At 65.4% G+C, this 13125-nt stretch carries 10 protein-coding genes; 6 read left to right on the top strand and 4 right to left on the bottom strand.

Annotated features, from left to right (window positions below):
- Window positions 1-30: 30 nt before the first annotated feature.
- From dprA to ACUH78_RS14120, 3 genes are all read left to right on the top strand, one after another.
- Window positions 31-1212: a DNA-processing protein DprA gene (gene dprA / locus ACUH78_RS14130; protein ID WP_418365265.1), complete on the top strand. Its 1182-nt coding sequence runs from the start codon at window positions 31-33 to the stop codon at window positions 1210-1212.
- An 80-nt stretch (window positions 1213-1292) separates the two neighbouring features.
- Complete coding sequence (locus ACUH78_RS14125; RefSeq protein WP_418365266.1) at window positions 1293-1763, top strand: Smg family protein; 471 nt, start codon at window positions 1293-1295, stop codon at window positions 1761-1763.
- A 105-nt stretch (window positions 1764-1868) separates the two neighbouring features.
- Window positions 1869-4427 (top strand): DNA topoisomerase III, encoded by a 2559-nt coding sequence (locus ACUH78_RS14120; RefSeq protein ID WP_445333776.1) that lies wholly within the window; start codon window positions 1869-1871, stop codon window positions 4425-4427.
- A 91-nt stretch (window positions 4428-4518) separates the two neighbouring features.
- Here ACUH78_RS14120 and ACUH78_RS14115 read toward each other — a convergent pair whose 3' ends face one another.
- Both ACUH78_RS14115 and ACUH78_RS14110 read right to left on the bottom strand, forming a co-directional pair.
- Window positions 4519-4989 (bottom strand): Dps family protein, encoded by a 471-nt coding sequence (locus tag ACUH78_RS14115; protein ID WP_445333775.1) that lies wholly within the window; start codon window positions 4987-4989, stop codon window positions 4519-4521.
- A 126-nt stretch (window positions 4990-5115) separates the two neighbouring features.
- Window positions 5116-6042 carry a hydrogen peroxide-inducible genes activator gene (locus ACUH78_RS14110; RefSeq protein WP_445333774.1) on the bottom strand — a complete coding sequence of 309 codons (927 nt, stop codon included), beginning with the start codon at window positions 6040-6042 and terminating at the stop codon, window positions 5116-5118.
- Between the two features lie 116 nt (window positions 6043-6158).
- Between ACUH78_RS14110 and ACUH78_RS14105 the strand changes: the two genes are divergently transcribed.
- Window positions 6159-8207, top strand: a complete 2049-nt coding sequence (locus ACUH78_RS14105) for a TonB-dependent receptor plug domain-containing protein (RefSeq protein WP_445333773.1) — start codon at window positions 6159-6161, stop codon at window positions 8205-8207.
- Between the two features lie 132 nt (window positions 8208-8339).
- Window positions 8340-9815 (top strand): DegQ family serine endoprotease, encoded by a 1476-nt coding sequence (locus ACUH78_RS14100; RefSeq protein ID WP_445333772.1) that lies wholly within the window; start codon window positions 8340-8342, stop codon window positions 9813-9815.
- Between the two features lie 63 nt (window positions 9816-9878).
- Here the strand turns inward: ACUH78_RS14100 and ACUH78_RS14095 are convergent, their stop codons facing one another.
- Window positions 9879-11525: a methyl-accepting chemotaxis protein gene (locus ACUH78_RS14095; RefSeq protein WP_445333771.1), complete on the bottom strand. Its 1647-nt coding sequence runs from the start codon at window positions 11523-11525 to the stop codon at window positions 9879-9881.
- Window positions 11526-11785: 260 nt separating this feature from the next.
- Here ACUH78_RS14095 and ACUH78_RS14090 point away from each other — a divergent pair, with 260 nt between their 5' ends.
- Window positions 11786-12238: a c-type cytochrome gene (locus tag ACUH78_RS14090; protein ID WP_418365273.1), complete on the top strand. Its 453-nt coding sequence runs from the start codon at window positions 11786-11788 to the stop codon at window positions 12236-12238.
- Window positions 12239-12363: 125 nt separating this feature from the next.
- On the opposite strand, the gene ACUH78_RS14085 is transcribed toward ACUH78_RS14090, so the two are convergent.
- On the bottom strand, window positions 12364-13050 hold the full coding sequence (locus ACUH78_RS14085) for a cytochrome b/b6 domain-containing protein (protein ID WP_445333770.1): 687 nt from the start codon (window positions 13048-13050) through the stop codon (window positions 12364-12366).
- Between the last annotated feature and the right edge of the window lie 75 nt (window positions 13051-13125).

Raw genomic sequence — 13125 nt, 5'->3', positions numbered from 1 at the left:
CGCCCCGGTGCGTGCGCACTCACCCGCTTCATGCTGAAGCCCGCAGGGGACGAGCGCTCGCACTGGCTGCGCCTGGCCTCGATCCCGGGGCTGGGCGCAAGCCGCCAGCGCAATCTGCTGGCGGCGTTCGGCCTGCCCCACCACATCTTCAACGCCAACCGCAGCGCGCTCGCTGCGGTCGTGGGGCGCGAATCGGCTGACGCGATCCTTGCGGACCCCGACACCGAAGCCATCGAGCGCAGCCTCGCGTGGGCGGACGAGCCCGGCAACCAGATCCTGACCCTGGCTGACGAGAACTATCCGCAAGGCTTGCTCGACATCGCGGACCCACCGCTGCTCCTGTACGTCAAAGGCCGCCCCGAGCTGCTGCTGCGCAACGGCATCGCACTGGTCGGCGCGCGTTCGGCCACCGCGCAAGGTATGTCCAATGCCGAAGCCTTCGCGCACGCGCTCGCAGGACAGGGCTTCTCCATCGTCAGCGGGCTCGCCCTCGGCATCGACGCCGCAGCGCACCGCGGTGCCCTCGCGGCTGGGCCTGAGGGCGGCGGAACGGTGGCGGTCATCGGCACCGGTATCGACCGTATCTACCCGGCACGCAACGCTCCGCTTGCGCGCGAGATCGCACATACCGGCGCGGTGGTGAGCGAGCTGCCCCTCGGCACCCCGCCGCTTCCGCACAACTTTCCACGCCGCAACCGCCTCATCGCAGGCCTCGCGCAAGGAGTGCTGGTTGTGGAAGCTGCGGTAAACAGCGGCTCACTGATCACCGCCCGTCTGGCCACCGAAAGTGGGCGTGAAGTGTTTGCCATACCCGGCTCCATCCACTCCCCCCTTTCTCGGGGCTGCCACCGCCTGATCCGCGACGGGGCGAAACTGGTCGAGACTGCGGAAGACGTCATCGAGGAGTTGCGCGGCCGGCTCGGTCTGCCCGCCCTCCACGCCGCGCCAGCTGCAAAACGCGGCAGGCGAAGGGTGCCCGCGGACGCAGGGCAAGCGCTGCCGCAGGTCGCGCCCGGCCCCATCCAGCATGCGCTCGAACTCGATGACGAGAGCACCCGCCTGCTCGCACTCATCGGTCAGGAGGCCGTGGACATCGACACGCTGGCGGCACAGGCTGGCTTGACGGTGGATGCCCTCTACGCCATCCTGCTGCCACTCGAGCTGGAGGGCTTGCTGGCCAGATTGCCTGGCGGTCGCTTCCAGCGCACCTGAAACCGGCCGCACCGTCCCGCAAGACCCTCCGCCGCGACGCACCGCACGTCCGGCAAGCGCCGCACCCACAAGAGGCCGCCTTGTTCGACATCCTCGTCTATCTGTTCGAAAGCTACATCCACACCGATGCCTTCCCCGAGACGGACCTGCTCACGCGCAAGCTCTCGGCGGCCGGCTTCGACCAGGAGGACATCTCCGAGGCGCTGGACTGGCTCGCCGGCCTGCGGCGCGTTTCGCGCGACATCCATCCGGGGCTGGCCCCGAGCGCCGGATCCGTGCGCATCTACACGGACGAGGAGCAGGCCCAGCTCGATCCGCGCTGTCGCGGCTTCCTCAGCCTGCTGGAAAGCGCCGGCGTGCTGTCCGCCGCGCATCGCGAGTTGATCATCGAGCGCGCCATGGCGCTGGACGATTTCACGATCACGCTCAACCGTCTCAAGGTCATCGTGCTGATGGTGCTGTGGCAGCAGGACGAGCAGATCGACATGCTGATGGTCGATGAACTGCTGACCGAGGAAGACGACTGGGCCTACGAACCCACGCTGCACTGAACCCAGCCCCTGCACGACTTGTCTGCACCCGCAGGGCGTCCGTATCATCCGCCGCTTCCCAACCGACGCGTCCCCCGTTGGCGCGCCACTCGCTTTCCATAGAGCATGAGCAAGCAACTGATCATCGCGGAAAAGCCTTCCGTCGCGCAGGATATCGCCCGTGCGCTGGGCGGCTTCACCAAGGAGAAGGACTACTTCGAGTCCGACGACTACGTACTGTCGTCGGCCGTCGGTCACCTTCTCGAGCTCACCGTGCCCGAGGAGTTCGAGGTCAAGCGCGGAAAGTGGACCTTCGCCCACCTGCCGGTCATCCCGCCCCACTTCGCGGTCAAGCCGATCGAGAAGACCGAGGACCGCTTGAAGCTGCTCACCCGGCTGATCAAGCGCAAGGATGTCACCGGCCTCATCAACGCCTGCGACGCGGGCCGCGAGGGCGAGCTGATCTTCAACTTCATCGCCCAGCACGCCGGCAGCAAGAAGCCGATGCAGCGCCTGTGGCTGCAGTCGATGACCGCGCAGTCGATCCGCGACGGCTTCGCCCACCTGCGCGCCGCGCAGGAGGTCGAGGGCCTGCGCAACGCGGCGATCTGTCGTGCCGAATCCGACTGGCTGATCGGCATCAACGGCACGCGCGCGATGACCGCGTTCAACTCCAAGACCGGGGGCTTCCACCTCACCACGGTAGGCCGCGTGCAGACACCGACGCTGGCGATGGTCGTGGAGCGCGAGGACAAGATCCGCAAGTTCAAGTCGCGGGACTACTGGGAACTCGAAGCACGCTTTGGCTGCGCCGCCGGCGAGTACCCGGGGCGCTGGTTCGACGAGAAGTTCAGGAAGCCCGAGGGCGACGAACACGCCACCGCCTTCCGCCTGTGGGACAAGGCCCAGGCCGAGGCCATCCGCAGCAAGTGCGCAGGCAAGCCGGGCGTGGTCAGTGAAGAGGCCAAGCCCTCCACCCAGTTGTCGCCGCTGCTGTTCGATCTCACCAGCCTGCAGCGCGAGGCCAACGGCCGCTTCGGCTTCTCCGCCCGGGTGACGCTGCAACTCGCCCAGGCGCTGTACGAGAAGCACAAGGTGCTGACCTACCCGCGTACCGACGCACGCGCACTGCCCGAGGACTACCTCGCCACCGTGAGCGAGGTCATGCGCACGCTGCCCGACCAGTACGCGCCCTTCGCCAACGAGATCGCCAAGCAGGGCTGGGTGAAGCCCAACAAGCGCATCTTCAACAACGCCAAGATCTCCGACCACTTTGCCATCATCCCCACCGGGGCGCTGCCGAAGAGCCTGTCGGACGCCGAGCACAAGATCTACGACCTCGTCACCAAGCGCTTCCTGGCGGTGTTCTACCCGGCGGCCGAGTATCAGATCACCACCCGCATCACCCGCGTCGAGGGCGAGGCCTTCAAGACCGAGGGCAAGGTGCTGGTCAATCCGGGCTGGCTGGCGGTGTATGGCAAGGAAGCCGCCAACGACGAGAAAGACACCAAGGAAAGCAGCGCCCCGCAGCTGGTCGCGGTGAAGCAGGGCGAGACCGTGTCCACCGAGGACATCGTGGTCAAGTCGCTGCAGACCAAGCCGCCGGCGCGCTTCAACGAAGCCACACTGCTCTCCGCAATGGAAGGCGCGGGCAAGATGGTGGACGATGAGGAGTTGCGCGCGGCGATGGCCGAGCGCGGTCTCGGCACCCCCGCCACACGCGCGCAGATCATCGAAGGCCTGATCAGCGAGCAGTACATCCACCGCGAAGGCCGCGAGCTGATCCCGAGCGCCAAGGCCTTCTCGTTGATCACGCTGTTGAAGGGCCTTGGCGTCACTGCGCTGACCTCGCCGGAACTGACCGGCGGCTGGGAATACAAGCTCACGCAGATGGAGCACGGCAAGCTCAGCCGCGAAGCCTTCATGAACGAGATCGCCGAGATGACGCGCGAGGTGGTCGAGCGCGCCAAGCGTTTTGAATCCGACACCGTGCCCGGCGAGTTCGTCACGCTGCAGACGCCCTGCCCGAAGTGCGGCGGCGTGGTGAAGGAGAACTACAAGAAGTTCGCCTGCCAGAGCTGCGACTGGAGCACCTGGAAGATCGTCGCCGGCCGCCAGTTCGAATACGACGAGATCGAGACCCTGCTGCGCGCGGGCAAGGTCGGCCCGCTGCTCGGCTTCCGTAACAAGATGGGGCGACTGTTCAACGCCGACATCGTGTTGAACGAGGACAAGCAGCCCACCTTCGACTTCGGCCAGCCCAAGGAAGGCGAAGAAGCCGAGGCGGTGGATTTCTCCGCGCAGGAAAGCATCGGCGCCTGCCCGAAATGCGCCAGCCGCGTGTTCGAGCACGGCATGGCCTACGTGTGCGAGAAGTCGGTCGGGCCGGGCAAGAGCTGCGATTTCCGCTCCGGCAAGATCATCCTGCAGCAGCCGATCGAGCGCGAGCAGATGGCGAAGCTGCTGACCGAAGGCAGGACCGACCTGCTCAAGGGCTTCGTATCGGCACGCACGCGGCGCAAGTTCTCCGCCTTTCTGGTGCGCGGCAAGGACGGCAAGGTCGGCTTCGAATTCGAGGCCAAGGCACCGAAGGCGCCCAAGGCAGGTGCCAAGGCTGCGGCAGAGAACGAATCCGACGAGGCACCCGCGCCCAAGCGAGCGTCAACCCGCAAGAAGGCGGGCTGATCCAGCAGGATTGGACCTGGCACAATGAACGCCGCAAATGAGAAACGGGCCCGAGGGCCCGTTTCTCATTTGATCACCATCTACCGGCGAATCAGCCTTCGAGCAGGCTGCGCAGCATCCAGGCGGTCTTCTCATGCACCTGCATGCGCTGGGTCAGCAGGTCGAGCGTGGGCTCGTCGCTCGCCTTGTCGGCGATCGGGGCAATGCTGCGTGCGGTCTTGATCACCGCTTCCTGGCCCTGCACCAGCAGGCGGATCATTTCCTGCGCGCTCGGAACACCTTCGGGCTCGCTCATGCTGGTGAGCTTCTGAAACTCCTTGTAGGTACCGGGGGCCGGGAAGCCCAGTGCGCGGATGCGCTCGGCGATCTCGTCCACCGCCAGCGCGAGTTCGTTGTACTGCGTTTCGAACATCGTGTGCAGGGCATTGAACATCGGCCCGGTCACGTTCCAGTGGAAATTGTGCGTGGTCAGGTACAGCGTGTAGCTGTCGGCCAGCAGACGGGACAGGCCTTCCGCGATCTTCGCGCGATCCTTCTTGTTGATGCCGATATCGATATCCATGCCGACTCTCCTTTCGATGCGTTGTTCATGGGGGGCACCCTTCGGTGCCGCGTACATTCAGATGCTAAGCCAATCCTGCCGATTGATCCAATTGATCATGGAGATCCCCTTCATCCAGAAGGGCTATCACGACGGTTTCCGGCCGACCGGCTTCACGCCGGGCAGACCGCTGTCCAGGATCGCAGTGCGCAACACATCGATCGCACCGCTTCGGGGATAGGTCACCCGCCACGCCAGCGCGACCCGGCGCGAAGGCTGCGGATCGGAGAAGGGGCGCACGGACACGAGCGGGTTCTGCGTCGATGCATCATCGGCTGCGGAGCTCGGCAGCACGGTGACACCTAGGCCGGTGGCGACCATGTGCCGGATGGTTTCCAGCGAACTGCCCTCCAGCGTACGTTGCAGGCCACCGATGTTGCGGCAGCTCGGGCACACCTCGAGCACCTGCTCACGGAAACAGTTGCCTGCACCGAGAAGCAGTAGCTGATCGTCGGCCAGGTGCTCGGCCGAGATGGATTTCTCCGCCGTCCAAGGGTGTTCCGCTGGCAGCAGCACACGGAACGGCTCGTCATAGACCGGCTGGGCCACGATGCCCGGCTCTTCGTAGGGCAGGCTGAGGATGATCACATCGAGCTCACCACGCTTGAGCGCCTCGGACAGGCGCGCAGTGAAGTTCTCCTGGATGATCAGGGGCATCTTGGGCGCGAGTTGGTGCACGCGCGGGATCAGCCTCGGCAGCAGGTAGGGGCCGATCGTGTAGATCACGCCAACGCGCAGCGGCCCGGAGAGCGGATCCTTGCCGGCCGCGGCGATCTCCGCGATCTGGCTCGCTTCCATCAGCACCTTTTCCGCCTGCGTGACGATCTTTCGGCCGGTCTCGGTGATCTTGACTTCGGCGGCGCTGCGCTCGAAGAGCTGGATGCCGAGTTCTTCCTCGACCTTTTTCACCGCGACCGACAGCGTTGGCTGGGAGACGTGGCATTTCTCGGCTGCGCGGCCGAAATGGCGCTCATGGGCGAGTGCGACGAGATAGCGTAAGTCGGTGAGGGTCATGAGGTGGGCGGACAATCCAGTCCGGGCAACCGATGCAGGCGATGGCGAATGTTACCCCGTAAGGCGCGACAGGTGCTCAGCCAGCCCCCGCTGAGGATGGGTATACTGCGCACTCCGTGCCCACGCTGCTTCCCGCGCCGATGCCGTTTCATGCCACCCGACTCCCCTCGTCAATCATCGCCCTGATGACCCTGGGCATCGGGCTGTCGGTGCAGGCGGAAGAGAGCTTCTTCCAGCCGCTGCCGGTCGTTCTGAGCGCATCGCGCCTGCCCCAGCCCCTGTCCGACACCCCGGCGGCCATGACCGTACTCGATGCCGAGTTCATCGCAGCCACCGGGTACCGCGACCTGACCCGGCTGTTCCGGCTCGTGCCCGGCATGCAGGTCGCCCAGGAGCGCGGCAACCAGCAGTGGGTCACCTATCACGGGCTCGGGGCGGAATACCCCAACCAGATGCAGGTGCTGGTCGATGGCCGCTCCATTTACTCTCCTCACTATTCCGGCGGCGCGAACTGGAGCGCCATTCCGCTGGCGCTGCAGGATATCGAGCGCATCGAGATCGTGCGCGGCTCGAACTCCGCCAGCTACGGATCCAACGCCTTTCTCGGCGTGGTGAACATCCTCACCCGGCACACCGCAGCCGAAACTGGCAGTTCGGTCGGCGTGCGCCTCGGCGGTCATGGCATCGCCGATGTGACTGGCCGTGCAGTCATGCACGATGGGCCGCTGGGGCTGCGCATCACCGCTCAGGAATCACGCGACGACGGCTGGTCTGGTCTGCGCGACGACCAGCGCCTGCGCGTCCTCGGCTTGCGCGGCGACCTTCAGATCGATCCGGCAAATGCGCTTGAGTTCTCCGCAGCCTACAGTGATGGCAAGCTCGGCGTCGGCTACACCGGCACACTGTTCGACGGCAGCGGCGAGCGCAACCTCCGGCAGCGCGACTACTCGCTGCACGCCAAATGGCGCCATGCGCCCTCGGCCGAGGAAGAGTGGCTGCTGTCGTGGTATCACAACAGCGAGCGCACCCGGGATGCCTGGCAGGTGCGTTCGCTTGCGAACTGCGGCGCTCTGTGCGGCCTGCTCCCGGATACCTATGGCGATGTCAACAACAACCGCAGCAGCCAGCGCGATGACATCGAATTCCAGCATCGCTTCGAACCCACGGCAGGGCTGCGCCTGCTGTGGGGTGCGGGCTGGCGCTACGACCGGATCCAGTCGGACTTCCTGTTCAGCGACGGTCGCAAACCCACGCGGCAGGAGTGGCGCCTGTTCGGCAACGGCGAATGGCGCATGGCATCCGAATGGCTGTGGAACATCGGCGCCATGGCCGAACACATCGAAGGCGACGGTGTACGCTTGCCGCCGCGCGTCTTCCTGAACTGGCAGCCTGACGCCTCGAGCACCTGGCGCCTCGGCCATGCGCGTGCATGGCGCCAGCCCACGCTGCACGAGCGCTGGGTCAACGTGGTCGTCAGCGCCGCGGGGCTTGGTGCGGTCAACCAGCGCCATACCCCCAACCCCGGACTCGGGCCAGCCCGCATCGACACCTGGGAGCTCGGCTACCTGGGCGCCTTCCCGTTCGGCGGCCTGCTCGACGCGCGCATCTTTGACGAGCGCATCCGGGACTACATCCACCGCACCCCGGTCGCCCCAACCTTGCCCCTGGATCCGGTGATGGGTTCAACGCAGTGGACCAACATGCCGGGCAGGATCCGTCTGACGGGGATCGAATACCAACTCAGCTTCAAGCCGAGCGCCGGCACAACCCTTTTATTCACCCATAGCGTCATCGACCGCCGCGCTGACGACCCCGTGGTGCGTGGCAGCATCGCGCCGCATACCGCCACCCTGAGCTGGCTGCAGCAACTGGGCGCGTGGCACTCCATGCTGAGTGTGATGCGCATGGGGCCGCTCGAGGCCGGGACGAATCACGTTCCCGGACTGCGTTACAGCGTTCCGGCCTACACCACCCTCGACTGGAGCATGGGCCGCAGCTTCCGGCTCGGAAGCCAGCCGGTTCAGGCGCGCGTGACCGCAACCAACCTGCTCGGCCGCCACCAGGAACTTGCACACAAGCCGCTACAGGCGACGTCACAGTATCGCGCTCGCACACCGAACGAGAGCTCGCCACACATCTACCTGAGCCTGGAGACGACCTTCTAGCGCAGGCCTCCAGGCCGCCCAATACGCTCCACCGCACGCGGGATCTGCAAGCGAATGCGACTCGGGGAACACCGGACGCACTTCGACGTCCACCTCCCGTCGTCGAACCTGGAATTCAGTACGGACTCGATCATGCGCAAACACATCCTCACCACAACTCTCGCCCTTTCGATCGCTGCCGCCCTGCCCGGCACCGCCCTCATCCCCCACGCACATGCCCAGGCGGCGCCGGCCGCCTCCATGGTGAGCCCGAACCGCTACGGGTTGCCGGATTTCGGCGACCTGGTCGAGCAGGTCGGTCCTGCCGTGGTCAACATCCGCGTGGTGCAGCGCAGTACGCAGGGCACGATGGGTGAAAACCCCATGGCCAACGATCCCTTCTACGATTTCCTGCGCCGCTTCGGTGTACCCATGCCCGGCTTCCCCGGCCAGCCCGGCATGGGTCCGCGTGCGCGCCAGGGCATCGGCTCGGGCTTCATCGTCAGCCGGGATGGCTACGTGCTGACCAACGCCCACGTCGTCACGGACGAGAACACGGATCCCGCGCTCTCGGAGGTCACGGTCACGCTGATCGACAAGCGCGAGTTCAAGGCCTCGGTCGTCGGCGTCGATCGGCGCACAGACGTCGCCCTGCTCAAGATCGACGCCAAGGATCTCCCGGCTGTGAGAATCGGCAACGCCGACGACGCTCGTGTGGGCGAATGGGTGGTGGCCATGGGCTCGCCCTTCGGTTTCGAGAACACGGTGACTGCGGGCATCATCTCGGCCAAGGCACGCAGGTTGCCGGACGAAACCTATGTGCCCTTCATCCAGACCGACGTCGCGATCAACCCGGGCAACTCGGGCGGGCCGCTGTTCAACCTCGCGGGCGAGGTGATCGGCATCAACTCGCAGATCTACTCACGCTCGGGCGGCTTCATGGGCATCTCGTTCGCGATCCCGATCGACGTCGCGATGAACATCAAGGACCAGCTCGTGGAGCATGGCCGCGTACAACGAGGGCGTCTGGGCATCGCCATCCAGGGCGTCGACAAGGATCTCGCGCAGTCTTTCGGACTCGCGGAGGCCTACGGCGCGCTGGTCGCCAGCGTGGAGCCGGACAGCGCGGCCGAGAAGGCGGGCCTGCAGGCGGGCGACGTCGTGCTGAGCGTGGATGGTCGCCGCATCAACGATTCAGCGGAATTGCCGCGGGTGATCGGTGAAAAGCGGCCCGGCACCCGGGTGAAGATGGAAGTCTGGCGCGACGGCCGCAGTCGCAGCATCACCGCGACGCTGGACGAGATGAAAACCGAGACGCTTGCCAGCGCGGGCGAGGCGACACCCAGCCAGGTCGAGCGTCTGAACGAACGACTCGGACTCAGCGCGCGCACCCTGACCGCCCAGGAAGCAGCGGAACTGAGCCTGCGCGGCGGCGTGATCATCGAGAGTGTCGACGGCCCTTCCGCCCGGGCCGGGCTGCAGCGAGGCGACGTGATCCTTGCGGTGAACAACCAGCAGGTGAAGAACGTCACTGAACTGCGCGCCCTGCTCGAGGGGGCGGGTAATCGCTTCGCGGTGCTGATCCAGCGTGGAAACGCCCGCATCTTCGTACCTGTCCGCATCGAGTAAGCCGACGGACAGCAGCAGGAAAGCCTGCGCCGCCGCCAAGTCTGGTCGGCGACGCAGGCACGTTCAGAAGCGGAAACGCGCAACCGACTCCTGCAGCCGAGAGGCGAGTTCGCCGAGTTCGCGCGCCGAAGCGACCGTTTGCTCCAGCGCCTGGTTGTTGTTCTGCGCCATGCCTGCGATCTCGCCAATGCTATGCGTGACGGACTCGCTCGCATTGCGCTGCTCTCCGGTTGCGTCGGCAATACGGTCCAAGCCCTCGCCAACCTCCACCACCAGCGAGTTGGCTGCTGCCAGCACCTGCTGCACCGCGTCGGCCATCTCGCGGCTGGAGGCAAGGTGATCCAGGCCGCGGTCGATTGCCGACTGCACGGAATCAGAACGGCTGGTGACCTCGCGCGTGATGGTGTCGATCTCGCCGGCCGATTTGGCCGACTTCTCCGCCAGCTTGCGTACTTCGTCCGCGACGACCGCGAAACCCCGCCCCTGCTCGCCGGCACGCGCTGCCTCGATCGCGGCATTGAGCGCGAGCAGGTTGGTCTGCTCGGCAATCTCGCGCACCTCACCGGTCATGCGTGTGATGGCCTGGGCAGATGCCACGAACGCCGACACCGCGTCGGCCATCTGTCGCACCGCTGTCTCGACTCCCCCGACCTCGCCAACCAGGCGGGCGAGACTCTGCGTGCCCTCCTGGGAGCGCCGCAGGCTGTCATGCGAGCGTTCCCGAACGCCTGCGGTACGCGTGGCGATGTCGGAGATGCTCTCCACCATCGCATCGACCGCATTTGCAGCCGTGACCGAGCTTTCATTCTGCCGGTGCGAGCTCTCCGCAACCCTTTCCGCATCCTTGGCCAGACCATGCGCAGCCTGCGTCACCGAGGTCGCCGAATCCCCAACCTGGCGCACGAGCCCGCCCAGGGTCGAGAGCATCTGGTTGAAGGAGCTCGCGGCACGCCCGATCTCATCACCAGCGCGCACCGGCAACCGGCGCGTCAGGTCGCCGCCGCCCGCGGCAATCTCGGCCATCCCGGCATTGAGCTGGTCGAGCGGGCGGGTAACGAAGCGGCTGATGAAGAAGTAGACGAAACCGATCAGCGGTATCGACACCAGGAGCGCAAATGCGATGCTTTCGTTGCGGAACTCCGTCACCGCCGCATTCGCCTTGTCGAGCGAGATCCGCATCGACACCGCACCCAGAGGGGTTCCTTCGCTGGTCTGGTGACAGAGGATACAGTCCTTGCCCAGCCAGTTCTTCGATGCAAGCGAGGGAATGACGACGCGCAGATGCTCGCCATGCTCGGCGCTGTGTTCTACACGCAAGGTACTGCGGCCTTCGCTCAGGGCGGAGCGCTCGTCGGCATCGACCGCTACCGCGCCGCCGCCCCCGTCGCCATACACCTTGCTCACGGCCTCCCCACGCAACACGGTCAGATCGCGCACCACCGAGAGCTCCTTGATCTGGTCAAGGAAGACGTCGCGCTGCCCTACGGTGCCGGTGATCATCATTCCGGTCAGCCCGGCCATGGTCATCTCGTTGATCGCCGCAGCGAAGTCCTTCGCCTGATCGATCGCCGTCTCGCGGTTCACCTTCGTTTCCCAGGCGATCATGCTGCCGAAGGCGAGCACCATCATCAGCCAGATGACTCCGGTGAGCCGAAGCCAGATCGGCGTCGAGGAGACACGCTTTGTCGAGTTTTGCTGTCCGACGTTCATTTGGGAACCTTACCTTTCCTGATCGATCAACATCCGCTTCAACGACCGAAATGCAGGATGCTTTAGGCCGAAAAAGCAATATTCTGGCGAGTAAGCATGACCCACATCAATGAATTTTGATATAAGGTTCTCGTGATATGAGCCATACGTATGCAGTACAGCCCCGGACCAGAGGCATCCCTTGCAGCGCGAACGCACGTTCGGGCGGCATATCGCGGCACCACTGAAGACTTCTCCAGCAACGAACCTGGAGGTTCCACATGAAAAAAGCAATCGCTCTCGGCATCATCTCCCTGTCCCTCGCGACCGCCGCTTCGGCCCAGGTCAAACCTGAGGACCAGATCAAGTACCGTCAGGCCGGCTATAGCTTCATGAGCTGGAACATGGGCAAGATCAAGGCCAATCTCGAGGGCGAATACAATGCCCAGCAGGTTCAAGCCGCAGCCGCGGCCATCGCCGGCATCGCCGGTTCGGGCATGGGTGCGCTGTACGGCCCGGGCACCGAAAAGGACATCGGTAACGTGAAGACCCGCGTCAAGCCCGAATTCTTCGAGAACATGCAGGACGTCGGCAAGATCGCCACCGAGTTCAACACCAACGCCGCCGCGCTCGCGACGGCCGCAGCCAGCGGCGACAAGGCCGCGGTGCAGAAGGCTTTCGCCGACACCGGCAGCAGCTGCAAGGCCTGTCACGACAAGTACCGCATGGAGTGATCCTGCACACGCCGACGCGGGCACGAGCCTCGTCGGCGCACACGAAAAAGCCACCCCGCGTCAGGGGTGGCTTTTTCGTTGACCGCAGCGGTCGGGCAGCTTGCTGGCAGGCCCGCCTCGCATCCTTACCACGCCGCGGGCGGCGGCGGGGGCGGCGGCTCGATGAAGCTGCCGGTGGCGAAGTAAAGCACCGCCGCGGTGAGCGCGAGGGCGACAATGAAGGCCACCGTGCCACCGCCACGGGCGGGCTCGTGCGCCGGATCGGCGACTTCCTTCACGCCCGTGATCATCGGCTTGACGAGGTCGTCCTTCTTCACCAGCGCGTAGAACATCACCGCGCCGACATGCAGCGCGACGAAGAAGATGATCACCCAGTAGTTCTGCCTGTGCAGACCCGAGAGCTGGTCGCTGGTCGCGGAACTCACCAGGTCGCGCAGCGGGCCGGAGAAGGCGATCTCGTCGTTCGAGAACAGGCCGGTAACCGCCTGGAAGATCATGATCGCAAGCAGCGCAAACACCGACAGCGCGCCGAGCGGATTATGGCCGGGCCGGTTCCACTGGCCGCGCAGGTAACTGCCGATGCGGCCGGGCGTGGGCACGAAATCCGCAAAGCGCGCGTAGGTGGAGCCAACGATGCCCCACACGATGCGGAAGGCGAGCAGGCCGGTGATCGCCACGCCAGCGCGCCCATGCCATTCGATCATGCTGCCACCCATCTGGCCGGTGACGTAGGCGGCGACCACGAGCACGACCAGCAGCCAGTGGAATAGTCGGGTGGGCAGGTCCCAGATGCGGATCTTGCGTGTGTTCATTGCTTTCTTCCCTTCATCGATACCGGTTCGGCGGCCAAGCCCGCTCCCACGGAAGAAGCGGCGCCCATGACGAAC

The organism is Thauera sp. ZXT1-4 (genome assembly GCF_052598215.2).
Note: the sequence above shows the minus strand (reverse complement) of the source record. Positions and strands in the feature narration are given on the sequence as shown.